The 25,958-nt window shown below is 43.3% G+C and carries 25 protein-coding genes; 14 read left to right on the forward strand and 11 right to left on the reverse strand.

Annotated elements, in window-relative coordinates; all coding sequences use genetic code 11:
* Positions 1-108 precede the first annotated feature (108 nt).
* Entirely contained in the window at positions 109-1,344 is a 1,236-nt protein-coding gene (gene pepT, locus HRT75_RS06330; protein ID WP_291184020.1) for a peptidase T, read from the forward strand.
* A gap of 234 nt (positions 1,345-1,578) precedes the next feature.
* A complete protein-coding gene (locus HRT75_RS06335; protein ID WP_291184023.1) occupies positions 1,579-1,938 on the forward strand; it encodes a hypothetical protein in 360 nt (119 codons plus the stop codon).
* A 79-nt stretch (positions 1,939-2,017) separates the two neighbouring features.
* Here HRT75_RS06335 and yajC read toward each other — a convergent pair whose 3' ends face one another.
* From yajC to HRT75_RS06355, 4 genes are all read right to left on the reverse strand, one after another.
* Positions 2,018-2,302, reverse strand: coding sequence for a preprotein translocase subunit YajC (gene yajC / locus HRT75_RS06340; RefSeq protein ID WP_272833478.1), 285 nt, complete (start codon positions 2,300-2,302; stop codon positions 2,018-2,020).
* A 3-nt stretch (positions 2,303-2,305) separates the two neighbouring features.
* Positions 2,306-2,812 carry a DUF1573 domain-containing protein gene (locus HRT75_RS06345; RefSeq protein ID WP_291184030.1) on the reverse strand — a complete coding sequence of 169 codons (507 nt, stop codon included), beginning with the start codon at positions 2,810-2,812 and terminating at the stop codon, positions 2,306-2,308.
* Between the two features lie 52 nt (positions 2,813-2,864).
* Positions 2,865-3,809 (reverse strand): transcription antitermination protein NusB, encoded by a 945-nt coding sequence (locus HRT75_RS06350; RefSeq protein WP_291184031.1) that lies wholly within the window; start codon positions 3,807-3,809, stop codon positions 2,865-2,867.
* A gap of 76 nt (positions 3,810-3,885) precedes the next feature.
* Positions 3,886-4,983, reverse strand: a complete 1,098-nt coding sequence (locus HRT75_RS06355) for a Glu/Leu/Phe/Val dehydrogenase (protein WP_291184034.1) — start codon at positions 4,981-4,983, stop codon at positions 3,886-3,888.
* A gap of 117 nt (positions 4,984-5,100) precedes the next feature.
* Between HRT75_RS06355 and HRT75_RS06360 the strand changes: the two genes are divergently transcribed.
* The 4 genes from HRT75_RS06360 (at position 5,101) to HRT75_RS06375 (ending at position 11,066) form a co-directional block, all read left to right on the forward strand.
* Positions 5,101-6,855 carry an ABC transporter ATP-binding protein gene (locus HRT75_RS06360; RefSeq protein ID WP_291184037.1) on the forward strand — a complete coding sequence of 585 codons (1,755 nt, stop codon included), beginning with the start codon at positions 5,101-5,103 and terminating at the stop codon, positions 6,853-6,855.
* A 63-nt stretch (positions 6,856-6,918) separates the two neighbouring features.
* Complete coding sequence (locus HRT75_RS06365; RefSeq protein WP_291184040.1) at positions 6,919-7,305, forward strand: PUR family DNA/RNA-binding protein; 387 nt, start codon at positions 6,919-6,921, stop codon at positions 7,303-7,305.
* Positions 7,306-7,417: 112 nt separating this feature from the next.
* Complete coding sequence (locus HRT75_RS06370; RefSeq protein ID WP_291184043.1) at positions 7,418-9,931, forward strand: M14 family metallopeptidase; 2,514 nt, start codon at positions 7,418-7,420, stop codon at positions 9,929-9,931.
* Positions 9,921-11,066 (forward strand): hypothetical protein, encoded by a 1,146-nt coding sequence (locus tag HRT75_RS06375; RefSeq protein ID WP_291184046.1) that lies wholly within the window; start codon positions 9,921-9,923, stop codon positions 11,064-11,066. The genes HRT75_RS06370 and HRT75_RS06375 overlap by 11 nt, the downstream gene beginning before the upstream one ends.
* Here HRT75_RS06375 and HRT75_RS06380 read toward each other — a convergent pair.
* Positions 11,063-11,392, reverse strand: coding sequence for a tRNA-binding protein (locus HRT75_RS06380; protein ID WP_291184049.1), 330 nt, complete (start codon positions 11,390-11,392; stop codon positions 11,063-11,065). The two genes, HRT75_RS06375 and HRT75_RS06380, sit on opposite strands and share 4 nt — an antisense overlap.
* Positions 11,393-11,499: 107 nt before the next feature.
* On the opposite strand from HRT75_RS06380, the gene HRT75_RS06385 reads away from it, so the two are divergent.
* Complete coding sequence (locus HRT75_RS06385) at positions 11,500-12,081, forward strand: thioredoxin family protein (protein WP_291184052.1); 582 nt, start codon at positions 11,500-11,502, stop codon at positions 12,079-12,081.
* A 57-nt stretch (positions 12,082-12,138) separates the two neighbouring features.
* Positions 12,139-13,755 (forward strand): SulP family inorganic anion transporter, encoded by a 1,617-nt coding sequence (locus tag HRT75_RS06390; protein ID WP_291184055.1) that lies wholly within the window; start codon positions 12,139-12,141, stop codon positions 13,753-13,755.
* A gap of 30 nt (positions 13,756-13,785) precedes the next feature.
* Here the strand turns inward: HRT75_RS06390 and HRT75_RS06395 are convergent, their stop codons facing one another.
* On the reverse strand, positions 13,786-14,718 hold the full coding sequence (locus HRT75_RS06395; RefSeq protein ID WP_291184058.1) for a peptidylprolyl isomerase: 933 nt from the start codon (positions 14,716-14,718) through the stop codon (positions 13,786-13,788).
* Between the two features lie 67 nt (positions 14,719-14,785).
* On the reverse strand, positions 14,786-16,981 hold the full coding sequence (locus HRT75_RS06400) for an ATP-dependent DNA helicase RecQ (RefSeq protein WP_291184061.1): 2,196 nt from the start codon (positions 16,979-16,981) through the stop codon (positions 14,786-14,788).
* Positions 16,982-17,179: 198 nt separating this feature from the next.
* On the opposite strand from HRT75_RS06400, the gene HRT75_RS06405 reads away from it, so the two are divergent.
* The 4 genes from HRT75_RS06405 (at position 17,180) to lptB (ending at position 20,267) form a co-directional block, all read left to right on the forward strand.
* Entirely contained in the window at positions 17,180-18,142 is a 963-nt protein-coding gene (locus tag HRT75_RS06405) for a KpsF/GutQ family sugar-phosphate isomerase (RefSeq protein WP_291184089.1), read from the forward strand.
* Entirely contained in the window at positions 18,142-18,975 is an 834-nt protein-coding gene (gene tatC, locus HRT75_RS06410; RefSeq protein WP_291184064.1) for a twin-arginine translocase subunit TatC, read from the forward strand. The genes HRT75_RS06405 and tatC overlap by 1 nt, the downstream gene beginning before the upstream one ends.
* The gene (locus tag HRT75_RS06415) at positions 18,968-19,318 is read left to right on the forward strand and encodes a carboxymuconolactone decarboxylase family protein (RefSeq protein WP_291184066.1); all 351 of its coding nucleotides are present in this window, start codon (positions 18,968-18,970) and stop codon (positions 19,316-19,318) included. Before tatC ends, HRT75_RS06415 begins: the two co-directional genes overlap by 8 nt.
* A 208-nt stretch (positions 19,319-19,526) precedes the next feature.
* A complete protein-coding gene (lptB, locus tag HRT75_RS06420; protein WP_272833493.1) occupies positions 19,527-20,267 on the forward strand; it encodes an LPS export ABC transporter ATP-binding protein in 741 nt (246 codons plus the stop codon).
* On the opposite strand, the gene HRT75_RS06425 is transcribed toward lptB, so the two are convergent.
* Positions 20,264-21,055: a TerC family protein gene (locus HRT75_RS06425; protein ID WP_291184071.1), complete on the reverse strand. Its 792-nt coding sequence runs from the start codon at positions 21,053-21,055 to the stop codon at positions 20,264-20,266. The genes lptB and HRT75_RS06425 overlap by 4 nt on opposite strands.
* Positions 21,056-21,060: 5 nt before the next feature.
* A complete protein-coding gene (locus tag HRT75_RS06430) occupies positions 21,061-21,822 on the reverse strand; it encodes a CDP-alcohol phosphatidyltransferase family protein (RefSeq protein ID WP_291184074.1) in 762 nt (253 codons plus the stop codon).
* A 129-nt stretch (positions 21,823-21,951) separates the two neighbouring features.
* Here HRT75_RS06430 and HRT75_RS06435 point away from each other — a divergent pair, with 129 nt between their 5' ends.
* Entirely contained in the window at positions 21,952-23,022 is a 1,071-nt protein-coding gene (locus tag HRT75_RS06435; RefSeq protein WP_291184077.1) for a PorV/PorQ family protein, read from the forward strand.
* Between the two features lie 3 nt (positions 23,023-23,025).
* Complete coding sequence (locus HRT75_RS06440; RefSeq protein ID WP_291184080.1) at positions 23,026-24,228, forward strand: DUF4105 domain-containing protein; 1,203 nt, start codon at positions 23,026-23,028, stop codon at positions 24,226-24,228.
* On the opposite strand, the gene HRT75_RS06445 is transcribed toward HRT75_RS06440, so the two are convergent.
* Both HRT75_RS06445 and HRT75_RS06450 read right to left on the reverse strand, forming a co-directional pair.
* Positions 24,196-25,590 (reverse strand): sugar transferase, encoded by a 1,395-nt coding sequence (locus HRT75_RS06445; protein ID WP_291184083.1) that lies wholly within the window; start codon positions 25,588-25,590, stop codon positions 24,196-24,198. The two genes, HRT75_RS06440 and HRT75_RS06445, sit on opposite strands and share 33 nt — an antisense overlap.
* Before the next feature lie 33 nt (positions 25,591-25,623).
* Positions 25,624-25,958, reverse strand: a 335-nt coding sequence (locus HRT75_RS06450; RefSeq protein WP_291184086.1) for a glycosyltransferase family 4 protein, incomplete at its 5' end; no start/stop codon positions are given.

Here is a 25,958-nt window from a genome sequence, read left to right on the forward strand (position 1 = left end):
GCACAAAAATACATTTTCTTCTCCTTTTGCCACAGTGGATTTGTCAACAAATTTCCACTTGTTCACCTGCCTGCATATCGCTATTTTTGAGAAAGAAAATTACAATCCATGATAGACAGAAAACACCTCATTGATCGCTTTGTAAGCTATGTGACTACAGATACTGAATCTGACGCTTCCAGCCCAACTACTCCCAGTACTGAAAAGCAGTGGGATTTAGCCAATAGACTCTTTGAGGAACTCAAAGCCATTGGCATGAGTGAGGTGACCATTGATGACAAAGCCTATGTGATGGCTACTTTGCCGTCTAATGTGGAGCACGATCTGCCTACCATTGGATTTGTGAGCCATTTTGATACTTCGCCAGATTTTACGGGAGCCAACGTAAAGCCCCAAATCCATAAGAATTACGATGGCGGAGATATTGTCTTAAATGCAGAGAAAGACATTGTACTTTCACCAAGTTATTTTGAAGACCTTTTGCTCTACAAAGGTCAAACCTTGATCACCACAGACGGTACTACCCTTTTAGGTGCCGATGACAAAGCCGGGATCACAGAGATCGTATCGGCCATGGAATACTTGATCAACCATCCGGAGATTCCACACGGACGCATTCGGGTTTGTTTTACTCCGGATGAAGAGATCGGTCGCGGAGCCCATCACTTTGATGTGGAAAAATTCGGAGCAGATTGGGCCTACACCATGGACGGTTCTCAAATTGGAGAATTGGAATACGAGAATTTCAATGCCGCTGGGGCTGAAGTGACCATCAAAGGAAAGATCGTTCACCCGGGTTATGCCAAAGGCAAGATGATAAACTCCATGTATATCGCATCAGAATTCATCAATGCGCTCCCAGCAAATGAAACTCCGGAGACCACAGAAGGCCGTGAAGGATTCTATCACCTTTACGATCAACAAGGTGGCGTAGATCAAACCCAACTCAAATACATCATTCGAGATCACGACCGTGAAAAATTTGAAGCTCGTAAAGCAACCGTTTTAGAAATTGCTCGTCTATTGAATGAAAAGCATGGAGCAGATACTGTTACGGTGGTGCTTAATGATCAGTATTTCAATATGCGGGAAAAAATTGAGCCCGTGATGCATATTGTGGAACTGGCTAAAGCTGCAATGCAAGAAGCTGGAATTACTCCAATCATCAAGCCGATCCGCGGTGGTACAGACGGATCTCAATTGAGTTTTATGGGGCTGCCTTGTCCAAATATTTTTGCAGGGGGTCACAATTTTCACGGGCGCTACGAATACGTACCTGTGGAAAGCATGGAAAAAGCCATTGAAGTCATTGTCAACATTGCTCGCAGGCTGGCCACCAAGTAATTAATAACAACACATTACGCTATGAAAAAGAAAATGCTAACAGCCCTTTTGGGCCTGTTTACTGCTGCCCTATGAGCACAAGATGATCAATCAGAACCACCAAAACCCATTGACGAAAGAAAACACGAACTGCGACTGGATGCGCTAGAAGCCCTAGCCATTCCCAATATTGAGATAAACTACGAATACGTTTTAAGTCGGTACTCCGGTGTCGGCGCCGCGGTTAGTTTTAGTTTGGATAATGAATTCGATGAGTATCAAGCCTGGGCATTGACGCCTTTCTACCGACAGTACTTTTTCAATAAGAAAGATTTTGGCGCTCGTGGCTTTTTTGTAGAAGGAATGCTTAAGATCGCTGGAGGAAGCGAAGAGATCTTCGATTATTTAGTCACCATTGATGGACCGACAACAGAAATTGTAACCCGCGAGAATTGGTTTAACGCAGGTAGTGGTGTAGCCATTGGACAGAAATGGGTAAGCAACAACGGGTTTGTCTTTGAACTCAGCTTAGGAGGAGGTCGTTATTTAATTGATGATCAGGACGGTCCAGGAGGATTCTTTAGAGGCGGACTCTTGGTTGGTTACCGATTCTAATTGATTTATGGTTGCAATGAATTTGCACCAATAAAAAAGCCGCTCGATTGAGCGGCTTTTTTAATTGCCCGAAAGCAACTTATTTTTTCGCAGGTTCGTTCAAGCGTTTGCTTTTTTCCATTGAAATGGCTGCGCGATCAAATTTGATCTTACCAGCTCCTGTCTCAATAATGCAAGTACCGTCATCGTTTAGATCCAATACCTTGCCATGCATGCCGCTAATGGTAACCACGCGATCTCCCTTTTTTAATTCTTCAATGAACTTGCGTTCTTGCTTTTGCTTCTTGCGCTGTGGAGCTATCAAAAACAGATAGAATACAGCAAAGAGCAGTAATAAGGGAACAAACTGTTGAATACCTTCCATGAATTACTTTCCTGAAGGATTAGCTTGGATTGGAGATCCACCTGCAGCTCCAGCCTTAGGAGTTACAAAAGCTTTGATCTTGATAGTTTCTTTACCATTACGTGTGTTTGCAGTAATAGTCACTGTCTTGCTAACTTGGTTCTGTCCAGATCCGTTAAATTTAACAAGCATTTCTCCTTCTCCACCTGGAGGGATAGACTCACGTGACCAAGTAGGTACTGTACATCCACAGCTTGATTTAGCATCTACTACTACCAATGGAGCGTTTCCAGTGTTAGTAAATTTGAACAAGTGCTCTACGTTTGTTCCTTGATCAATTGTTCCAAAGTCATGCTCTACAGCTTCAAACTGCATTACCGGGAACTTAGCCTCATCTCCACTTGTGCTTGTAGCAGCTCCTGCATTAGCAGATACATCAGTGGTTCCGTCTACTTTGTCAGCAGCGTTTTCCTTACAAGAAGTAAAGGAAAAAGCAACAAAGGCTGCCAATATTAATGCTGATTTTCTCATCTTTTTAGGTTTAATTTTTTTAAGAGTGGCTAAAATAACCAAATTTTCAATTCTATCTAAGCCCGCGTCCTATTTTGTTCAGGCTGTCATTGTCGCGGTATTGCTGAACTAGTTTGTCCAAAATACCGTTGATAAAAATACTGCTTTTAGGAGTAGAATACTCCTTGGCGATTTCTAAATATTCGTTAATTGTCACTTTAACAGGAATGCTCGGAAAGTGTAAAAACTCCGCGATTCCCATTTTGATCATAATCATGTCTAAGTCAGCAATTCTGTCTTTATCCCAATTAGGGGTCTTTCCAATGATGTCTTTGGTGTATTTTTCGTCGTGAAGAACCACTTTTCTAAATAGGTCGACACCAAAATCCAGATCTTCCTTGTTCTTAAAAGCTGGAGGCATAAGTTTGCCGTCTGAGGGGTTAGGCCCCATTTGATTCAGCAACTTGACAATACCAGTATTCACAACGGGGTAGTCATCCAACCAAGTCAAACGCTTGTCTTCAAAATAGTCGTAGAGTTTGTCGTTTGGAGCAATGATCTGCTTGTAAAGTTGAATCACAAAGTCCTTATCGGCTTTGAAGTCAGACTCAGGCCCATTCATATACTGCTCAAAGATCTCTGAGACCATTACTTCTTTATGCAACAGACTGATGTACTCGTCATCTAATTGCCAGAAATCCAGTTTGCGCTCTGAGATCAGGTTATTCAAAGTGACATTCTCCTTGAGAAGCAGAAGTACCTTATTGTCAATAAATCGGGTGTTGGGATTGAGATCTTCCTGAGTTACGAGGTGTTTCTTTTTGCGTTTTTCCAGTTGAACCTCCGCATAATCACGCAAGTTTACCAACAGACCTAACATTACTAAATGCAAGTCACGCATTTGTTCCATACTGTAGACCAGGAATTTTTCACTCTTTTTGAGCTCATCAAGTTCTGCCTTATCAAAGGCATAGATGGTCTGCAATACTTTAATACGTATATGTCTTCGGGTCAACATGGATAAGAACTTTACACAGGAATACTTCTTTGTACCCTGCAAATGTAATTAAAAAACGTCTTGTATTTTCTGCGGATTAATTATCCTTTTTACGCGCGTCGATTCTGGCCTGAGCAATATCAAAAGCCGCCTGATGCGTAGTGATGTCTTGCTGCTCTGCTTTCTCTAGGATCTCCAAAGTAGTATTGTAGATGTTCTCGGTCTTGCGCATGATGTCTGCCTTCCCGTAGTTCTCCAATTCTGCATACACATTGATGATTCCACCAGCGTTGATCAAGAAATCAGGAGCGTAAACGATTCCACGCTCACGCAAGCGCTTTCCGTGGATGTTCTCATCGGCCAATTGGTTGTTGGCAGCACCCGCAATAACAGGAGCTTGCAATTGCTCAATGGTCTGATCGTTCACAGTAGCACCCAAAGCACAAGGAGCATAGATATCCATAGGTTCTGCATACAGGTTATCACCGCGGTAGATCTCTGCACCGTATTTCTGGCTTACCTCTTGCAAACGCTCTTCATTGATATCGCTTAAAACCACTTTTGCCCCTTCATTGGTTAAATGCTCTACAAGCGATTCACCCACATTTCCGATCCCTTGCACAAAGACACGCTTGTCTTCTAACATTTCAGAACCAAAACGGTATTTAGCAGCTGCTTTCATTCCCATGAAAACACCATAGGCTGTAATTGGAGATGGATTACCTGCTCCTCCTTTTGCTTCGGAGATTCCAGTTACATAAGGAGTAACCGTACGCACTAGATCCATATCAGAAGTAGCCATACCAACATCTTCAGCAGTAATATACTTTCCACCTAATGAGTGTACAAACTCTCCAAATCGCAACATAAGCTCAGGAGTCTTTTGCGTCTTGGCATCACCAATGATAACCGCCTTACCTCCACCGAGATTCAAACCGGTGATAGCAGATTTATAGGTCATACCACGAGACAAACGAAGTACATCGTTCAAGGCCTCCCATTCGGTCTTATACGACCACATTCGGGTACCTCCCAAAGCGGGTCCCATCACGGTATTGTGGATACCAATTATTGCTTTTAAACCTGTATCTTTGTCATTACAAAAGACCACTTGCTCGTGGTTATCGAAAGAAAGTTGACCAAAAACGGGGTCCATTTTTTTCAGGTCTTCAAAAGGTATGGTTTCTGCCATCATAAAAGTAATAGGTTAAGAATCCTTTAAAAAGGACGGGCAAAAGTAACGGTTAATTGAATTATTAACAACTAAATAGGGGTATAAATAAGAATAATTTATTAACCATCCGCTTAGGGAATGAAGGAACTTAGGTATCTCAACAAATTTTTTATCAAGTATCGTGGCCGATTGGTTTTGGGCTTACTCATCACTGTTGTGGCGCGAATCTTTGCCTTATTCATTCCGATCTTCATCGGGAACATAATTGATACCGTCAGCGCCTTCTACGATGCAACTGAAGATCAAATTGCGGCCCTGACCTCCGAACTAAACACCAACATTCTGATCATCGTTGGAGCAGCAGTTTTGTCTGCCTTTTTCACCTTTTTGATGCGACAGACCTTAATTGTGATCTCCAGATATATTGAGTTCGACCTAAAGAACGAAGTCTTCTTACAATACGAGAGACTCTCTTTGGCTTTCTACAAACAAAACCGTACGGGTGACTTGATGAGTCGTATCAGTGAAGATGTCTCTAAGGTTCGCATGTATGTGGGCCCAGCTGTGATGTATAGTGCTACTACTGTAACGACCTTTGTGGTGACCATCAGTTATATGATCTATACCGCGCCGCTCCTTACGCTCTACGCGGTTACTCCATTACCCATACTTTCCGTCGCGATCTATAAACTGAGTCGGGCCATTCATAAAAGAAGTACTGTGGTTCAAGAGTACTTGGCCAAACTCACCACGTTTACCCAAGAGTCATTTAGCGGAATTTCTGTGATCAAGGCATACGGTATTGAACCGCCTACCAATTCCAATTTTATTGAATTGGCAGAAGGCAGCAAAGACAAGAACATTGACCTGGTCAAAGTACAGGCCTTATTCTTTCCTTTAATGATCCTACTGATCGGTATTAGTAATACCTTGGTAGTTTACATCGGAGGGCAGCAATACATCAACGGGCAGATTGATCTGGGAACCATTGTTGAATTCTTAGTTTATGTCAATATGCTGACTTGGCCTGTGGCAATCGTTGGCTGGGTTACCTCTATGATCCAACAAGCGGAAGCTTCTCAAAAGCGAATCAACGAATTTCTTAACCAACAACCGGAGATAGAGAATCCAACACTGGAACCTTTAAATCTGCAAGGAACGATTCATTTTAAAGACGTCTATTTCACCTATCCGGATACTGGAATCACTGCCTTAAAAGGAGTAAGTTTTAGTCTAAAACCTGGTGAAAAGCTTGCCATTCTAGGAAATACGGGCGCAGGGAAGTCTACAGTGTTAGAACTGTTAGGCAGACTCTATGACGTCAAAGAGGGCCAGATAGAAATTGATGGAAAAGATCTTCGCGAACTCAACCTTGAAGCTTTTAGGCAGCAAATGGGTTATGTACCGCAAGATGCCTTCTTGTTTAGTGACACCATTGCCAACAACATTAAGTTTGGTAAAGAGTCAGCCCAAGAAGCAGAAATTCAACAAGCAGCTAAAATGGCTGTAGTCCATGACAATATTGTAGACTTTAGCAAAGGCTACGACACCATCTTAGGAGAACGGGGAATCACACTCTCCGGAGGACAAAAGCAACGTGTTTCAATTGCAAGAGCATTGATCAAAGCTCCAAAATTGTTGTTATTAGACGATTGCCTTTCCGCAGTAGACACAGAAACAGAAGAGGCTATTTTGAGTAATTTAGAGCTCGCTACTCAGGATTGCACCACCCTAATTGTAAGTCACCGGGTTTCATCTGCAAAGACTGCAGATCAGATCATCGTGCTGGATGAAGGTCAAATTTTACAACAAGGAACCCACCAAGAATTACTTTCTCAAGAAGGCTATTACAAGGAGCTTTACCAAAAACAATTGGCTGAAAAAGAAATATAGACTCCCTATTGTTTGCTATGGATTTTTTTTAGATTTTTGGCTAACGCAAAAACTAAACTAAACATGAGTGATCACATGCTGGAGAAAGAAGAAATCTACTCCAAAGTCCTAAGAGCAGGGCGCCGGACGTATTTCTTCGATGTTCGATCGACCAAAGCAGGAGACTATTATTTGACCATCACAGAGAGTAAAAAATTCACTAATGAAGATGGTTCTTTCCACTACAAAAAACACAAGATCTACTTATATAAAGAAGATTTTTCTAGCTTCAGAGAGCATGTTAATGAAATGATCGATTTCATCATCGCTGAAAAAGGAGAAGAAGTGATCAGTGAACGTCATCAAAAAGACTACAAAAAAGAATACCATAACGGACAGCCGCAAACAGCAGAGGTAAGTTCGGATGCAACTACCCAGTCCTTTACCGATATTGACTTTGACGATATTTAAATCTTAAAGTTTCCCTAAATGAAAAACCGCTTGACTTCTTTGCTAGCGGTTTTTTTTATCTTTAAGACTTATAGATTACTCGATTAATCCAACCACAACACTCAAACCAACCATGTTAAGAATCGCCTTTAGCCTGGCTGTATTTTTCTCACTAACAGCAACGGCACAAGACTATCACGTAGATCTAAATTATTATCTTCCATCAGACGTCACTTACGACCCAAACATCCCAACACCAGAAAGTGTAATTGGACATCAAGTTGGAGATTGGCACATCACCCACGACAAGCTTGCTATGTATATGCAGGCCTTGGCTGCGGCGAGTGATCGCATGACCATTGAGTCTCGAGGGACGAGTTTTGAAGGGCGACCGCTCTTTTTACTAACAGTTACCAGTCCAGAAAATCATCAAAAAATAGATCAAATTCAAGCCGACCACATGGCCTTAACGGATTCCGGTAGCGGAGACACTTCTCAAATGCCTGTGATTGTTTACCAAGGTTTTTCCATCCACGGAAACGAACCCAGCGGATCCAATGCGGCTCTTCTCTACGCTTACTATTTGGCAGCAGCGCAAGGCCCGGTCATTGAAGAAAAATTAAAAAACGCTGTGATTCTTTTAGACCCGGCGTTAAACCCTGACGGACTGCAGCGTTTTGCCTATTGGGCCAACGTACACAAAAGCATCAATATCAATCCAGATCCAAACGATCGCGAGTACAGCGAGGTATGGCCTGGAGGAAGAACCAACCACTATTGGTTTGATATGAACCGCGACTGGTTACCAGTACAACTGCCAGAATCCAGAGCGCGTATTGAAACTTTTCACAATTGGTATCCGAATGTATTGACAGACCATCACGAGATGGGCACCAATGCAACCTTCTTTTTCCAGCCGGGAATTCCATCCAGAACGCATCCGTTAACACCACAGCGCAATCAGGATTTGACAGGAGACATTGCTGAATTCCACGTAAAGGCCTTGGATCAGATTGGCAGTTTGTATTACACAGAAGAGAGCTTTGATGATTTTTACTACGGAAAGGGTTCTACCTTCCCAGACATCAATGGTGGAATTGGAATCTTGTTTGAACAGGCTTCTTCTCGTGGACACGCTCAAGAAAGTGTCAATGGCATTTTGACCTTTCCATTTACTATTCGAAATCAGTTGACTGCTTCATTAAGTACCTTGGAGGCGAGTGTTGATATGCGCACCACTCTTTTAGATTATCAAAAGCAATTTTTTAGTGATGCGAGAGGCGAAGCTTCAAAAGGAGGTGCTTATATCTTTGGAGACCCTAAGGATGCCGCTCGAGTATATCATTTTGCGGAGATCTTGGATCGACATAAAATCAAATTCCACGAACTCAAGAATGACGTGAATGTAGGCGGAAAATCTTATAAGAAAGGCTTTAGTTACATCATTCCAAAGAACCAAAAGAATCACCGCCTGCTCAACGCCATGTTTGATGTGCGCACCACATTCCAAGACAGCCTGTTCTATGACATTTCTGCTTGGACCTTCCCAATGGCATTCAACCTCAACTACAGCGACAAAGCTTCTTTGAGTGCAGCGGGAGACGAGGTGACTGACCTAAAACCCAAAGAGACTATTCTGACCAATACCGGTGGTTACGCCTATTTGATGGAATGGCACGAATACTATTCGCCTAAAGCTCTTAATATGATCCTTGAGGAGGGCATTCGCGCTAAAGTGGGCATGAAACCATTTACACTTACAGGGAAACAGTACGACTACGGGACCATAATGATCCCGGCGCAAAATCAAAAGCTCGGCCCGCGAGATCTGGCAAAATTCCTAAACGATGTTGCTCGCGAGAGTCATATTGAGATCACAGGAGTAGGCACGGGTTATACCCAAGGAATTGATTTGGGTAGTAATCAGTTTAGAGCCATTGAAAAACAGGAAGTGGCTTTGATTATTGGAAACGGGATGAATCCTTATGATGCGGGTGAGATCTGGCATTTATTTGACACGCGTTACGCCATGAAGATCACTAAAATTGATACGGATGATTTTGGACGAGCTGATCTGAGCCGATACACAGACATCATTGTTCCCAACACTTGGGGCAGTGCCCTAGACAAATCCGATGCTGAAAAGCTGGAGGAGTGGATCCGCGATGGGGGAACCTTGATCGCCTACAAGAATATGGGACGTTGGTTGGATCGCAATGAACTCATGAAGATCGAATTCAAGTCTGAACAAGACACGGCGACTAACATCAGCTTTGAACAGCGCAGCAATTATTTTGGAGCTCAGGTTATTGGTGGAGCCATTTTCAACACCAAACTAGACCTCTCCCACCCGATCGCTTTTGGGTACACTAAGGAGAATATGCCGACTTTTAGAAACAGTACGTTGTTTATGGAGGCCGACAAGCAGAGTTATAACAACCCGGTACAGTATACCGAGAATCCACTTTTGAGTGGGTATATTTCTGAGGAGAACTTGGAACTGCTCGGAGGAACCTCTATGGTGAAGATCCAAGGTAAGGGCCGCGGACAGATCATTTACTTTACAGACAATACGAATTTTAGAGCCTTTTGGTACGGAACCAACAAGCTCTTGATGAACGCCGTTTTCTTTGGAGATGAAATGTAGTAACTATTTACTAGCACTTGTTGGCTTTTTTCTTTTCAGTTCTAGCGCGCTGGGACAGGAAGAGAAAGAGCAGCAATCACCCTATAATGTCTTACAAGGGAAAGACAGTTTCACTTGGGTAGACAATACCCAATCGGCTTTTGTGACCATAACTGTTCCCGGATCAGAAATTGAACCAGAAACAGAAGTGCTCGGATTTACTGTAGATCGGGATTATTATCAATTTTTGCCCCGTCGGTATGAAAGAGCAATGTACACGAACGCATCAGACACCATTAAGGAAATTGAATTACTGAATTTCTTTAAGGACGATGAGATAAAGTACATGGAAGCAGAGACCATGAATACTTCCTTAGAGGTCACTACTGAGGTCTTTAAAAATAGTGATGGTAAGAAGTTTCAGTTGTGGTATTATCCCACACCCAAGGCGATATTGGACACCCTGTCTAATTTTGAATCAGCAACACGGTATCATTATCATTTGGACTTTGTAGCTAATGATCACCTGTATGGTTTGTACACCATCTCTTATGAGGAGGAACCCATAGAAGAAGCACTTGCCCGAGTAAAATGGATCAGCGAAAAAATCGAGGTATTTGGCTACTTTGTTGACTTGAATGCGCTCAATTATCGCGTCTCGCTCGATGAACCCGATGAGGCTATGGAGTTTGTAGATCCAGTGGCCAACTACGCCTTGACAGTACCCGAGTGGTTAAACATAACGCGTTCGGAGTATGAAGATGTTTTCTTTGCGTCATTTCCAGATAATTACAATATCAAGAATGCGATGTCCATCTCTTTCTATGCCAAAGAAGATTTTGAGTCCTTTGAAGTCTTTAACCAAGAAAAGTTAGTCGGACTCAAAATGGGAGACCCCATTGGCCGAACCACGGTAATGATCAAAAACGAGTTGGAACCCCCAGCGAATTCTACGGGCGTTTCTTATAAGATTCAGCAGGTATTTGGTAAAGCAATGTATGAGATGCAATACGTAACCTATGAAACACCAACAGGTTACCTATTAATCAACTTTACTGCTACTCCCGAAACCTATGATATCAATGCTCCAAAATTCAGAGAAGTATTAGATGGGCTCTCTTTTGATATTGAGGAAGATGAAGAATCAGACGATTAAGCGATTCGCAATCCATTTGGAGTTTCTTTGGATGGCGATAAGATCGTGACGGCTTTACCGTCTACGGCACCCAAAACTAAACATTGGCTCATAAATGGGCCAATTTGTTTTTCCGGAAAGTTCACCACAGCAATTACCTGAGTTCCCAAAAGTTCTTCTTTGGTATACTTCACGGTGATCTGAGCAGAACTTTTAAGGATACCCAGTTCGCCAAAGTCAATGCGAAGTTTATAAGCTGGATTTCTGGCTTCGGGAAAATCGGTTACTTCTACGACAGTTCCCACGCGCATATCTACTTTGGTAAAATCGTTCCAACTCAGTTCCATAGTGTTAAAATTTATGTCGCTTAAAAATAGGCAATCTTGACGTATCTTTGCTGTAACGATCACTGCGGATTTCCGACAGATATTGCACACCAAAACTTTACAATTGCATGGCTAGAACTGAATCAAAAATGATCCCTTTGGGCACGGTTGCCCCAGACTTTTTCTTGGATGACGTAATGAGCACCGGTTTTAAGAATTTGGAGCAGGTCAAAGGAGATAAAGGCACGGTGATCATGTTCATTTGTAACCACTGCCCTTTTGTAAAGCACGTCAATGAGGAATTGGTGCGCATTGCGAATGATTATACTGTTCCCGGTTTTGGTTTTGCCGCTATTAGCAGCAATGATGTAGAGACTTATCCACAAGACGGCCCGGAAGAAATGTATGAAACCGGACGCAAGCACAAGTATCCGTTTGCTTACCTCTACGATAAAACGCAAGAAGTTGCCATAGCCTATGGCGCTACTTGCACTCCAGATTTTTTTGTCTTTGATGCCGATCTAAAATTGGTCTACCGCGGTCAAATGGACGACTCTCGCCCATCTAATGGAATTCCTGTGAACGGACGAGACCTGCGTGAGGCCTTAGATAACATCCTAAACAACCATCCGCAGCGCAAAGATCAAAAGCCGAGCATTGGTTGCAACATTAAGTGGAAACCAAATTCTCAAGATGGTTTAGAATTCTAAACTTCCCTAGCTAGTTGAGCGAATAGTGTATATTTGCGGCTTTTTAGCGAAGCAGCCATGAAGACCCTATTACGCAACTTTACCCAAAATCCTAAAAACGACATCCTCTCTGGACTAACCGTGGCTTTAGCCTTGGTCCCAGAAGCGGTAGCTTTTGCTTTTGTAGCAGGTGTTGACCCGCTGGTTGGACTCTATGGCGCCTTTATGATGGGGCTCATCACAGCAGTCTTTGGCGGACGCCCCGGAATGATCTCTGGAGCTACGGGAGCTATGGCTGTGGTCATGGTACATTTGGTGAGCAAAGGAAACGAAGTTGGCCTGACCTTAGACCAACCCGTAGAACAACTTGGGCTCCAGTGGCTCTTTATCACGCTTCTGCTGGTTGGAGTCATTCAAATGAGCGCCGGCTTTTTAAGACTGGGAAAATTTGTTCGTTTGATTCCGCATCCTGTAATGTTGGGCTTTGTCAACGGTTTGGCTATTGTGATCTTTTTGTCTCAACTCGGCCTGTTTAAAACCAAGGTCAATGGAGAATTTGAATGGTTAAGTGGCAGTCCATTATACTTAATGCTTGGCCTCGTAGCCTTAACTATGGGTATCATGTGGGGCTTACCTAAACTCACAAAGAAAGTGCCGGCAGCCCTTTTGGCTATTATCGTTGTTGCAGCGATCGCCATCTTAGGCGGTTTGGATGTAAGCACCGTAGGATCTTTTATTCGAGAAGGTGGTGGTTCTGGTCTTGAAGGCGGCCTACCGATGTTCCAATGGCAGATCTTTGATATGTTCTCCACCTTAGACGAACACTGGCTCAGCACCATTGTCCCAACAGCCTTTATTTTGGCAGCGATCGGGCTTATTGAATCTCTGATGACTCTTAACCTCATCGACGAACTTACAGAAACCCGCGGAAGTGGAAACCGAGAATGTGTGGCCCAAGGTGGCGCCAATTTCATCAATGGACTTTTTGGTGGTATGGGTGGTTGTGCTATGATCGGTCAATCCATCATCAACATCAATTCCGGAGGTCGTGGTAGACTTTCCGGAATTATTGCTGCTGTGGCCCTCTTGTGCTTTATTCTCTTCGGAGCAGGTCTTATTGAACAGATACCAATTGCCGCACTAGTTGGGGTAATGTTTATGGTAGTGATCGGAACCTTTGCTTGGAGTAGCTTTAGAATCCTTCATAAAATCCCACTGGCAGATACTGTGGTACTAATTGCCGTTTCTGCCATCACCGTATGGCAAGACTTGGCCATTGCCGTATTGTCTGGGGTTGTTATTTCTGCCTTAGTCTTCGCTTGGAAGAACGCAACTATGATCCGTGCGCGTAAGCAGATCAAAGAAGACGGTACTAAAGTCTATGAGATCTGGGGACCATTGTTCTTCGGATCGGTTCAGAATTTCAATGGGAAGTTTGACGTAAAGAACGATCCTGCTCAAGTTGAGATCGACTTTATGGAATCCAAAGTAAGCGATCACTCCGGTATCGAGGCGCTTAGAGGTATTGCCAACCGATACATCCAACAAGGCAAACAGGTTAAGCTGACGCACCTGAGCCCAGACTGTATCGCCTTACTGCTCAAAGCCAATCCGCGTTTTGAGACCATCATTGAACGCTCCATTGACGATCCTCGTTATTACGTAGTTACCGATATGGTTGACCAAGAGATATAAAAAAAGCGGCCCTTGAGGCCGCTTTTTCATTTACTTTACTTCCATGAGTTCTACATCGAACACCAAGGTTGCATTTGGCGGGATAACGCCTCCTGCTCCGCGGCTTCCGTAGCCCAATTCCGAAGGAATCACCAAGCGCGCCTTATCGCCTACTTTTAAAAGTTGGATCCCTTCATCCCAACCTGGGATCACTTGTCCCATTCCTAATGGAAACTCAATAGGGTTTCCGCGGTTGTATGAAGAATCGAATACCATACCGTCTGCCAGCATTCCTTTGTAGTGCACAGCTACGGTCTTTCCTGCTTCTGCCTTTACACCGTCACCCTCTTGAATAAGTTTGTAGTATAAACCACTATCTGTCTTATCAAAACCAGCAGTTAGGTCTTTCATGGCCTGTTCTGCAGCAGCTTTAGCGGCAGCTTCGCGTTCTGCTTTAGCACCGTTGAACATTCTAAAAGCTTCCACAGCATTCCAGTTCTTGGCATCGTCACCAACGCGAACGATCTCTACTTTGTCCATTACATCGCCTTGAGCGATGGTGTTCACAATATCCTGCCCTTCAGCAACTTTCCCGAATACCGTGTGTTTGTTGTCTAACCAAGGAGTTTCCACGTGAGTGATGAAAAACTGACTTCCGTTAGTTCCAGGACCAGCGTTGGCCATAGAAAGTACTCCAGGTCCGTCGTGCTTAAGTTCCGGGTGGAACTCGTCATCAAAGTTGTAGCCTGGTCCACCAGAACCTGTACCGTTAGGGTCTCCCCCTTGAATCATAAAGTCATTGATCACGCGGTGGAAAGTCAAACCGTCATAATACGGCTGTCCTTGAGGTTTAGCACCGTTCTCTAGGTTTCCCTCTGCCAAAGCGACAAAGTTCCCTACAGTTCCAGGTGTTTTATCATAAGTGAGTTGAACCAAAATTTCACCTTTAGAAGTGGTGAATTTAGCATAGATTCCGTCTTGCATATCTTAGTGTTTAAGGCTGCAAAGATACGGTTTTAAATGGGCTTAGTAAATGCAGATGAGCAACAATCTAATTGGCTACTTCGCTGATGAATTTAAGACGATACAAACGGAGTTCTTCGTCATCGTAATCTCCGTCAAACTCTTCCATAGCCACATCTATCTTGTCCGTTTCTGCCTCCAAGAAATACTCGTGGATCTCTTCCTGCTGGTCCTCGTCCAAAATATCCTCCAAATAATAATCAATATTGAGCTTGGTACCACTAAAAACAATGGCTTCCATCTCTTTGATAAATTCGGGCATTTCAAGGCCTTTAGCAGAGGCAATATCATCCAGCGGCAGCTTGCGATCTATACTTTGGATGATGTATAGTTTTAAAGCGGAGTTGGTTCCGGTGGATTTGACCACAAAGTCATCGGGACGTTCAATATTATTCTCCTCCACATAACGAGCAATGAGGCTCACAAAGGGTTCTCCGTATTTTTTCGCCTTCCCTTCACCCACTCCGTGAACATTTGAGAGTTCACTAACGGTTATAGGATATTTCAAGGCCATGTCCTCCAAAGATGGGTCTTGAAAAATTACAAAAGGTGGTAAACCGAGTTTGCTTGCCACCTTTTTACGCTCATCTTTGAGCAGTTTGAATAGATTCTTGTCTGTCCCTTCTCCATTGGATTTCTTAGCCACTGTGATGGAAGAATCCTCTTCATGATCAAACTTATGATCTTCCGTCATCATAAAGGAAACAGGTTGGTCAATATATTCCAATCCCTTAGGAGTGAGTTTGAGGACTCCATAAGTTTCAATGTCCTTTCTAATATAGCCGGCCACTAAGGATTGACGAATCAGTGCCATCCAAAAGGATTTATCGTGGTGATCTCCAGACCCAAAGAATTCTTGTTGGTCCGTTCTGTGCGATTTAATCAAAGCATTGACATCACCCACCATAACTCTCACCAATTCTTTGGCCTTATATTGCTGATTGGTCTTTCCTAAAACACTGAGCAATAAATGCAATTGTTCTTGCGCCTCGTGTTTCTTTTTAGGATTGCGGACGTTATCATCCATATCGCCGCCCGCGCCAGTTTTTACGTCAAATTCCTCTCCGAAGTAATGCAATAAAAACTTCCGGCGAGACATACTGGTCTCCGCAAAGGCAACCATCTCTTGAAGCAGTGCATGGCCAATCTCCTGTTCTGCAACAGGCTTTCCGCTCATGAACTTCTCCAGCTTTTCAATATCCTTATAAGAGTAAAAGGCCAAACAATGACCTTCTCCTCCATCACGACCGGCACGTCCGGTCTCTTGATAATAACTCTCTATACTTTTAGGAATGTCGTTGTGGATCACAAAACGCACGTCAGGTTTATCAATTCCCATCCCAAAGGCAATGGTAGCAACAACCACATCCGCATCTTCCATCAAAAACATATCCTGATGCTTCACCCGAGTTTTAGGATCTAAACCTGCGTGATAAGGAACCGCAGCGATTCCATTGACTTGCAGCGTTTGCGCAAGCTCTTCCACGCGCTTTCTGCTCAAACAGTAAATGATACCGCTCTTCCCTTGATTTTGTTTTACAAAACGGGTAATGTCTGCATCCACATTTTTGGTCTTGGGACGCACTTCATAAAAGAGATTCGGACGATTAAAGGATGCCTTAAAGGTGTTGGCTTGTTGGATTCCCAGGTTTTTAAGGATGTCCTCTTGCACCTTTGGAGTTGCTGTAGCAGTAAGACCAATGATTGGGATCGCATCCCCTAAACGGTTAATGAGTGTTCTGAGATTGCGGTATTCTGGTCTAAAATCATGGCCCCACTCACTAATACAGTGGGCTTCATCAATGGCCACAAAACTTATGGTAACCGATTTCAGAAACTCAATGTTGTCTTCTTTGGCTAAAGATTCCGGCGCCACATAAAGGAGCTTGGTCACTCCGTCTACAATGTCTTGTTTAACTTGTTTTACTTCTGATTTGTTCAGGGAAGAATTCAGAACATGAGCAATCCCTTTATTTTCAGAGATGGCTCTTAAGGCATCCTCTTGATTCTTCATCAAGGCGATCAAGGGAGAAACCACTATAGCGGTGCCGTCTTTCATCAAGGCTGGGAGCTGGTAACACAAGGATTTACCTCCGCCCGTAGGCATAATGACAAAAGTGTTGTGGTCGGTGACCACACTTTTGATCACCTGTTCCTGTAGCCCCTTAAATTGGTTAAAACCAAAATATTTCTTGAGTGCAGCGTATAACTCGGAATCGTTCACTCTACTAAACGTTTTATAAAATCTGCTTATTCAACGAGTCCCACAAGTCTGTTAAAAATAGCGGTCTCGATAAGAAGTAAAATACCTTTAAACTCTCCACAACTTATCTCCCCTAAGGCATGAAAAATTATGTACTTTTGTATTTACAATATACTAATTTCTTTAGATCTCAGCAAGAAGAATAATTCCCGAGTTTTAATGAATCAAGAGCAGATCATTGCCATAGCCAAACAGACCATAGATACAGAGAGTAAAGCCATTGCTCATCTATCGAGTTTGGTAGATGAGACCTTTGCAGCAGCAGTAGAATATATTTACGCCTCCAACGGGCGCGTTGTGGTGACGGGTATTGGCAAAAGCGCCAATATAGCTACCAAGATAGTTGCCACCCTGAACTCAACAGGAACACCTGCCATTTTTATGCATGCTGCAGATGCAATTCATGGTGACTTAGGAACCATTCAGCAAGAAGATACCGTGATCTGTATTTCTAAAAGTGGAAACACGCCAGAGATCAAAGTTTTGGTACCCTTGATAAAGGCTTTGGGCAATAAACTGGTAGGTATTACTTCTAACAAGGATTCTTTTTTGGGCCAACAAGCCGATTACATTCTCAACGCTTATGTAGAAAAAGAGGCCTGTCCAAACAATTTGGCACCCACTACCAGTACCACAGCACAATTGGTCATTGGAGATGCCTTGGCGGTGTGTCTTTTGGAGATGCGTGGTTTTAAGGCTGCGGATTTTGCCCGATTCCATCCGGGAGGTTCATTGGGAAAACAACTTTACTTGCGTGTTCGTGATTTAACCGCACTGAACACCAAGCCTCAAGTGGAACCAGACACACCGGTAAAAGAAGTGATCATTGAGATCTCTAAAAATATGCTTGGTGCTACTGCAGTAGTTGAAAATGATACTATAGTTGGAATCATTACCGATGGCGACCTGCGTAGAATGCTGACCAAAGTCGACAATATCTCCGGTCTTGTTGCTAAAGATATTATGAGTGCCAATCCAAAGACCATTGAGCAAGACGCCATGGCGGTATCGGCCTATCGCAAGCTCGACTCGCACGGCATTACACAGTTATTGGTTGAAGAAGACGGAAAATACAGTGGTGTGGTTCACATCCATAACCTAACCAATGAAGGAATAATTTAATGAGCGCAGCTACCAATCAAGGCAAGGAGATGTCATTTTTAGGTCACTTGGAGGAACTCCGTTGGCACTTGATCCGTTGTACTCTGGCCATCGTGGCTATGGGTATGGTTGCCTTTTTGGCAAAATCTTTTGTCTTTGACACCTTATTACTCGGCCCTAAGAATGCCGATTTCCCAACTTACCAATTGCTTTGCAAGGTTGCGACGTTTCTTGGCTTTCAAGACAGCTTTTGCTTTGATGAGTTACCCTTTAAGATCCAAAGCATGAAGGTTGCCGGGCAATTCTCTGCGCATATTTGGACCTCGATCACTGCAGGATTCATAGTTGCCTTCCCTTATGTACTTTATGAATTCTGGCGTTTTATTAGCCCAGGACTTAAAGAGAATGAACGCAGAACCTCTCGTGGATTTATTCTGATTGCGTCCTTCCTGTTTTTCTTGGGAGTGCTTTTTGGATACTACGTAGTCACACCACTTTCTATCAATTTCTTGGGATCCTATAAAGTGAGTGAAGAGGTATTCAACCAGTTTACTCTAGAGAGTTATATCGGTTTGGTTCGCTCTGCTACCGTGGCTTGCGGACTCATCTTTGAGCTGCCAATAATCATTTATTTCCTAACCAAGATCGGTTTGGTAACGCCGCAGTTCTTAAGGAAATACAGAAAATATTCGCTGGTATTGGTGTTGATCCTATCAGCAATCATTACCCCTCCGGACATTGCCAGTCAAATTGTAGTGGCTGTGCCAATTCTGGTACTTTATGAAATCAGTATATACATCTCTAAAGCCGTAGTTAAAAAACAGGCCAAAAAGGCCAAAGCTGCCCATGGATAATATTGTCGACTCCTTTAACGACTACCGCGCCAAAATGAACGAGAAGATTTTGGCTGATAACAACAAGATCGTAAAACGTATTTTTAATCTGGACACCAATGCCTTCCAAGAAGGTGCGCTCCCTAAAAAGACCAAAGAACTACTGGGTCTGGGAAACTCCTTAGTGCTGCGTTGTGACGATTGTGTGCGTTACCATTTGGAAGCGTGCTACGACCTGGGTCTCTCTAAAGAAGAAGTAGTAGAAGCCATGAGCGTTTCCCTGCTTATTGGCGGAACTATTGTGATTCCTCACTTACGTCGCGCCTACGAATATTGGGAAGCCCTCGAAGTTAAGAATAGTTGAACCCGAATTTGCAATGGCAAGTCTATTACGTCATGAAATTGCTTCAAAATATTGTTAATACCTCTTTTCGATTTCATCATAGCGCTGCTATGATTACAATCTCCAAAGAGTTCTATTTTTTTGCACTTTCAAGCCTCATGACGACCTCCCATCACAAAGTCGGGTTAATCTTTTTGCGACTCCGTAGATAATCGCCATATTTGTCCCTATGAAGCTCCGTGCAGAAAATTTGATGAAATCCTATAAAGGCCGCCAGGTCGTTAAAGGAATCACCGTAGAAGTAAATCAAGGAGAGATCGTAGGTTTGCTTGGACCCAACGGAGCTGGAAAGACCACCTCGTTCTATATGATCGTTGGGTTGGTTAAACCCAACAGTGGAAACATCTATTTGGAAGGAACAGAGATCACTAAGTTCCCTATGTACAAGCGCGCTCAGAATGGTATTGGCTATTTGGCTCAAGAAGAATCTGTATTTAGAAAGCTGAGTATTGAGGACAATATTTTGAGCGTTTTGCAGCTCACCAAATTGTCTAAAAAGCAGCAGCGGGACAAGATGGAATCACTCATTGAGGAGTTTGGTTTGGGGCATATACGCAAGAACCGCGGAGACCTGCTTTCTGGTGGGGAACGCCGTAGAACGGAGATTGCCCGCGCCTTAGCTACAGATCCTCACTTTATCTTATTGGATGAACCCTTTGCGGGTGTAGACCCTGTGGCTGTAGAGGATATTCAGCGCATCGTAGCGCGTTTGAAGGACAAGAACATCGGAATCCTAATTACCGATCATAACGTGCAAGAGACCTTGGCCATTACCGACCGCACCTACCTGATGTTTGAAGGAAGTATTCTCAAGCACGGTATTCCAGAGGAACTGGCCGCGGATGAGATGGTGCGTAAAGTATATCTAGGCCAAAACTTTGAGCTGCGTAAAAAGAAGCTGAATTTCTAGCTTTCCTTTTCTTCTTTTTTAGCTTCTGATTCCTTGATCGCGATGAGTTTTTTCTGATAGCGACCTTGCACTATATCTACCACTACCAAGATCACGATCACAAAGTAGAAAGTCGTTTTGCTCATAGGTGTAATCGGGTTGTCAAAGAGTTTGAGGTCTGCAATATGACCGCCCTCTGTAAGCAACATGATCCCAACGATAAAAAGTATAAAGAGACCAAGCACCTCATACATGCGGTTGCGCTCTAAGAATTGCGCTACTCTATCAGCCAACCAGATCATCAGTAATCCTCCTAACACAATAGCGGTAGCCATTACCCAAAAGACATCGGTCAAGGCCATGGCGCTCAGAATAGAATCAAAAGAGAACACCAAATTCATAACAATGATAGCCGCAATGACCTTTCCTACAGATTTCTTCTTGACATCTTCCACCTGATCCTCCACATGAGTTACCCCTACCATATGCCAGATCTCTTTCATGGCAGTGTAAATGATAAAGATCCCTCCGGCCAAAACGATCAAACTGTGCAGATTGAATTCACCCGTGGCGACCCCTTCAAAAGGCAATTCAAACCAAGGCTTCTGGAAATAATCAATAACAGAGATCAAAAAGAAGAGCAAAGCGATACGCAATACTATAGCCATCAGGATTCCAACCTTACGGACATAGGCTTGCTTTTCTTTGGGTGCGTTCTTAGATTCTAAAGAGATGTACAGCAAATTGTCAAAACCGAGAACAATTTGCAGCATCAACAACATAAACAAAGTGATGATGTTTTCTGCCATGGTAATTATTTAGTGAGTGTATTTTTTATAATCGATAAGAGTACATAGCCAATAATGATGAATGGAATGGCTATGATCTTAAAAAGCAACAAAGCTGCTATAGTAGCTAGTAAAAACCCGTAGACAAAACCGTTCTCTTTAAGCCCAAAGGACTTGAATTTGAGAGAAAAGAGCGGTATTTCTGCGTGCATTAGCAGACTGAATACAATGGTAATTCCAACTAAGACCCAGGAATTGATTAATAGTTCATAGGCCCAAGCCGGGCTAAAATCTTCAGTTATTAAAATCAGGCTGGCAATAAATATAGCATTGGCTGGGGTGGGTAAACCGATAAATCCAGAGGTCTGTCTTTCATCCACATTGAACTTGGCCAATCGGTAAGCTGCAGAGACCACAACCAGCAACCCTATGACAGGCAACCAACTCGGAAATAAGGCTTCTGGTATTAAAGGATTCTTCTCCACCATTAAGGCATCCAAGTAAGTGCCTATAGTGCCATCCCATTCGGCATTGATCAACAGGTGAACCATCATTAGACTGGGAACCAGACCACTGGTAATGACATCTGCAAGGGAATCCAATTGAACACCAACCTCTGAGGTCACCTTTAGAGCGCGAGCCGCAAGACCGTCAAAAAAGTCGAAAAATATCCCCAAAAACATAAAGATCACTGCCCCTAAAGGTTGTCCTATTATTATGAAAATCGCAGCGATGCATCCGCAGCATAAATTCAAAGAAGTAAATAGGTGAGGAATGTATTTGCGCATGAGTTTTTGACAATTGATTGTAAAAATAATAAAGTATTTTTGTCTGCAGGCGGAGCTGCACAATAACAACGGCTTTTTGCAGTTTTAATAGGCAAAACAGCGTCCGCTTTAGACCGTAAAAAATTACGCTTGAAGAAGAAGTTATTACTCGTACTGCTGGTAGTTTGCCTGGGACTTCAGGCTCAGACCACCAGAAAGTATTCCAACGAATTTATGAACATTGGCGTCGATGCCGCGGCATTTGGTATGGCCAATGCGGTGACTGCATCTACCGCTAACGTGAATTCGGGTTATTGGAACCCTGCGGGCTTGGTGCAATTGGAAGACAACCAATTGGCCTTGATGCACGCTTCTTACTTTGCCAATATTGCCAATTATGATTACGCTGCTTTTGCGATGCCTTTGGACAAGCAATCTGCAGTGGCTTTGTCTGTGATTCGCTTTGGAGTGGATGATATTTTGAACACCACTCAGTTAATTGACGAGCAAGGAAATATTGATTACAACAGAATCTCGCTATTCTCTACTGCGGATTATGGGGTGACCTTTTCTTATGCGCGTGCTCTGCCCTTAGACGGGCTGAATATTGGAGTCAACGCTAAAGTGATCCGTCGTGTGATCGGAGATTTTGCCAATTCTTGGGGCTTCGGCTTGGATGCTGGAATTCAGTTTCAGTCTAAATCCAATTGGCGATTCGGTATCATGGCGCGAGACATCACTACGACCTTCAACGCTTGGACCATAGATGAAGATCAGTTTGCGACCATCAGCAATGCGGTTGAGGGTCAAAATCAGGAACTACCAGAAACCACAGAATTAACCTTACCTAAGCTCAATATTGGAATTGCTAAAAAGTTTGTATTCCATTATGATTACTCCCTCTTAGCGGCTGTAGATCTCAATATGCGTTTTGCAGAGACCAACGATATCATCTCCAGTTCCTTTGCCAGCATCACGCCGGCTGTAGGTTTGGAGTTTGGTTATATCGACCTGATCTTTGTTCGCGCGGGAGCGGGTAATTTTCAGAACATTCAACAACTAGATGGCAGTGACAATGTTGGGTTTCAACCCAATATTGGTGTAGGATTCAAATACAAAGGAATTCAACTGGATTACGCCCTGACCGATATCGGTGACCAAAGTGCCGCCTTGTATTCCAACGTGTTCTCATTAACCATTGACTGGAGTTTATTCAGATAGCCTATGCGGAAACTTTTACTTCTTCTCCTTACTCTTATCACCTTTCAACATCAAGCACAAGAGCTTCAACTCTCTAGTGGTGCCGAGGTTTCTATTCTCACCATGGGGCCGGGAAAAGCGCTTTATGATTCCTTCGGACATACGGCGATTAGATTAGAAGACAAAGCCCGTGGAATTGACGTGATTTACAATTACGGGGTTTACGACTTTAGTGATCCAAACTTCTATGCAAAATTCGCCAAAGGGCAAATGCGCTATGTTTTAGACCGTCGTCGCACCGAAGGTTTTCTACGCAACTATATTGAGGACAACCGCTGGATAAAGGAGCAGGCCCTAGCTTTGGACCAGCAAGAAAAGCAGGCGATGTTTATCTTTTTAGAAAACAACCTCAAGCCAGAGAATCGCGCCTATAACTACGATTTTTTCTACGACAATTGCGCCACAAAGATCCCGCTTATCCTTCAAGATATTGTTCCTGAAATGAGCATTGATTCCAGCTTTGTAGAAGAACCCCAGACCTTTAGAACGCTAATCCAGCAGAATGTACATTGGAACACTTGGGGTAGCTTTGGAATGGATCTGGGAATTGGCTCTGTCGTAGATAGAACGGCTCCTATCAAGGATCATATGTTCTTACCAGAGTATGTTTTCAAAGCTTTGGAAAAAGCCAGTCGAGGAACGGGGGAAGAGGCAACGGCTTTAGTGGCTAGCACTAAAGACCTTTTTGAAAACGAGCCCGAAGAGCGTGAAAGTAACTTTTTAACCAGCCCACTTTTGGTAATGCTGCTCCTTGGTTTGGGCTTATTATTTGTTACGTATCGAGATAGCAAGAAGCAAGGCAGAACCAGAGCCGTAGATGCTGTTATACAGATCTTCCTAGGCTTAGTAGGTGTGATCTTGTTACTGCTTTGGTTTGCAACAGATCATTATACTACCGCTTATAACTACAATCTGCTATGGGCTTTCCCATTGAATCTATTATTAGCTTTTCAATTGGGCAAAAAACACCCCAAACGCTGGACAAAAGCCTATTTGAAGTTTTTATTGCTGATGTTGGTATTGATGTCTATGCATTGGATGGTTGGGGTTCAAATATTCCCTAAAGCGCTGATCCCCTTTGTGATCGCCTTGGCAATTCGCTATGTATACTTGTTGAAAGCTGTGGACAAAGACCTACTGCCCGCGGTAGAAGATGATGGTGCTTAGGGTCTTGATCACAATACTGATATCCAAAAACAGACTTCTGCGTTTGATGTAATACAGATCGTATTGCAGTTTCTCCAAAGCATCCGCATGTGATACCCCGTATTTGGCATTCACCTGTGCCCAACCCGTCACTCCCGGTTTTACAATATGCCTGATCTCATAAAAAGGAATGATCTCAGAGAGTTCCTTCACAAACACAGGACGTTCCGGTCGGGGTCCAATGACGCTCATTTCTCCTTTGATCACATTTAAAAATTGAGGGATTTCGTCAAATCGAGTCTTGCGCAAAAAATTACCAAAACGTGTAATGCGGACGTCTTTTGCTGTGGCATACTGCGCGCCATCCTTTTCGGCATCAACCACCATGGTTCTAAGTTTGATGATGCGAAACACCTTGCCGTTGCGTCCAACACGTTCTTGGGTGTAAAAAACAGGGCCTCTATTCCCAACGAGATTACCAGTGATGATCACCGGGGAGATCAGCAAACCAAAAACTAGCCCAATTACAGAAAACAGCAGGTCCAACAAACGGTGGAAGAATAGATAGAGCTTGTTCTGATTGCTTCGACTAAAAGGGAAATAGCGATAAAAGTCCTTGTCAACGTGCTGTACAGGAACCCGTTTGGAAAGTTCCTCATATACTTGGGTATACTCCCGAATAGGAAACCCACCCTCCAATAACTCCAGGAGTTCGTTGTAAATGCGTCTGTTGATCCCTTGGGCTTCTGGCGTACAGACCACAATTTCTGAGATGAAATGATCCGCTACCGCTTCCTTAATGTTTTTACCTTCAAATTCCTCTAAACCACCAATCTCTAGAGGTTTATAGGCTTTTTTTTCTGTATTTATAAAGCCGATGACTTTATAGTTTGGATCCACCTTATGCAAGACAGATGCTACCAATTCTACCTCCGAAGCATCACTTACCAAGAGTACGCGCTTAAAGAAACGCGGTGTTGCGATAAGGGATATATAGGCATAGCGCCAAAGGAACAAGGCTACGTTGATTGCCAGATAGAAATAGACGATCTGAATACGATTCTCCGGCAACTCCGGACTGAAGAAAGGCGTCAATAAGTAAAAGAGAACCGTGACCGAGGAGGTCAAAATGATGTTCTTCACCACGACCTCAAAATTGCTCGCTTTTTGCAGATCATAAAGCTCAAAGATGGTAGCAAACACCGTGAGATAAAGCGCTAACACAATTGACCAAAACCAGTGTTCTGAATTGATCTTAAAGTAGTCAAAGTCAAAGACCAAACCTACCCCGTAAAGTAAAGCCAAGACACAGAAAATATCCAAAATACGCAGCAGCACCTTGCGTTCTGAAATATCAAAGTGAATATTTGATTTTTGTGTCATGTCTGGGGGTTGGTGGTTGTTAAAAATAATAATCTAATTTAAAATAGACTTCCACTTTTCAAGGATTAAAGGCCAATCGTGTTGTTGGGCTCTTGCTAAAGCCTTTTCGCTCATGGACTTATACAAAGATTCGTCCTTCAAAATCTTTAGGACAGCATCTGCCATTGCATCAGGCTCTTGCTGATCAACCAGAAACCCTTCAGCACCGTTATCAATTAAAAAAGGCATCCCTCCCACTGCGGTGGAAACCACGGGAAGTCCCATGGCTTGAGCTTCAAGGACTGATAATGGTTGATTGTCTGTAGTGCTGGTATTTAGAAATACAGTCGCTTTTTGCCCAAAGCCTATCCACTGTTCTTGATTGATCC

The organism is Gilvibacter sp. (genome assembly GCF_013214815.1).
GTDB lineage: Bacteria > Bacteroidota > Bacteroidia > Flavobacteriales > Flavobacteriaceae > Gilvibacter.

Excerpts from the sequence above, each read along its gene's own strand:
- pepT (WP_291184020.1), top strand. The coding sequence starts at position 109 with ATGATAGACAGAAAACACCTCATTGATCGCTTTGTAAGCTATGTGACT.
- yajC (WP_272833478.1), bottom strand. The coding sequence starts at position 2,302 with ATGGAAGGTATTCAACAGTTTGTTCCCTTATTACTGCTCTTTGCTGTA.
- HRT75_RS06345 (WP_291184030.1), bottom strand. The coding sequence starts at position 2,812 with ATGAGAAAATCAGCATTAATATTGGCAGCCTTTGTTGCTTTTTCCTTT.
- HRT75_RS06350 (WP_291184031.1), bottom strand. The coding sequence starts at position 3,809 with ATGTTGACCCGAAGACATATACGTATTAAAGTATTGCAGACCATCTAT.
- HRT75_RS06355 (WP_291184034.1), bottom strand. The coding sequence starts at position 4,983 with ATGATGGCAGAAACCATACCTTTTGAAGACCTGAAAAAAATGGACCCC.
- HRT75_RS06360 (WP_291184037.1), top strand. The coding sequence starts at position 5,101 with ATGAAGGAACTTAGGTATCTCAACAAATTTTTTATCAAGTATCGTGGC.
- HRT75_RS06365 (WP_291184040.1), top strand. The coding sequence starts at position 6,919 with ATGAGTGATCACATGCTGGAGAAAGAAGAAATCTACTCCAAAGTCCTA.
- HRT75_RS06370 (WP_291184043.1), top strand. The coding sequence starts at position 7,418 with ATGTTAAGAATCGCCTTTAGCCTGGCTGTATTTTTCTCACTAACAGCA.
- HRT75_RS06375 (WP_291184046.1), top strand. The coding sequence starts at position 9,921 with ATGAAATGTAGTAACTATTTACTAGCACTTGTTGGCTTTTTTCTTTTC.
- HRT75_RS06380 (WP_291184049.1), bottom strand. The coding sequence starts at position 11,392 with ATGGAACTGAGTTGGAACGATTTTACCAAAGTAGATATGCGCGTGGGA.
- HRT75_RS06385 (WP_291184052.1), top strand. The coding sequence starts at position 11,500 with ATGGCTAGAACTGAATCAAAAATGATCCCTTTGGGCACGGTTGCCCCA.
- HRT75_RS06390 (WP_291184055.1), top strand. The coding sequence starts at position 12,139 with ATGAAGACCCTATTACGCAACTTTACCCAAAATCCTAAAAACGACATC.
- HRT75_RS06395 (WP_291184058.1), bottom strand. The coding sequence starts at position 14,718 with ATGCAAGACGGAATCTATGCTAAATTCACCACTTCTAAAGGTGAAATT.
- HRT75_RS06405 (WP_291184089.1), top strand. The coding sequence starts at position 17,180 with ATGAATCAAGAGCAGATCATTGCCATAGCCAAACAGACCATAGATACA.
- tatC (WP_291184064.1), top strand. The coding sequence starts at position 18,142 with ATGAGCGCAGCTACCAATCAAGGCAAGGAGATGTCATTTTTAGGTCAC.
- HRT75_RS06415 (WP_291184066.1), top strand. The coding sequence starts at position 18,968 with ATGGATAATATTGTCGACTCCTTTAACGACTACCGCGCCAAAATGAAC.
- lptB (WP_272833493.1), top strand. The coding sequence starts at position 19,527 with ATGAAGCTCCGTGCAGAAAATTTGATGAAATCCTATAAAGGCCGCCAG.
- HRT75_RS06425 (WP_291184071.1), bottom strand. The coding sequence starts at position 21,055 with ATGGCAGAAAACATCATCACTTTGTTTATGTTGTTGATGCTGCAAATT.
- HRT75_RS06430 (WP_291184074.1), bottom strand. The coding sequence starts at position 21,822 with ATGCGCAAATACATTCCTCACCTATTTACTTCTTTGAATTTATGCTGC.
- HRT75_RS06440 (WP_291184080.1), top strand. The coding sequence starts at position 23,026 with ATGCGGAAACTTTTACTTCTTCTCCTTACTCTTATCACCTTTCAACAT.
- HRT75_RS06445 (WP_291184083.1), bottom strand. The coding sequence starts at position 25,590 with ATGACACAAAAATCAAATATTCACTTTGATATTTCAGAACGCAAGGTG.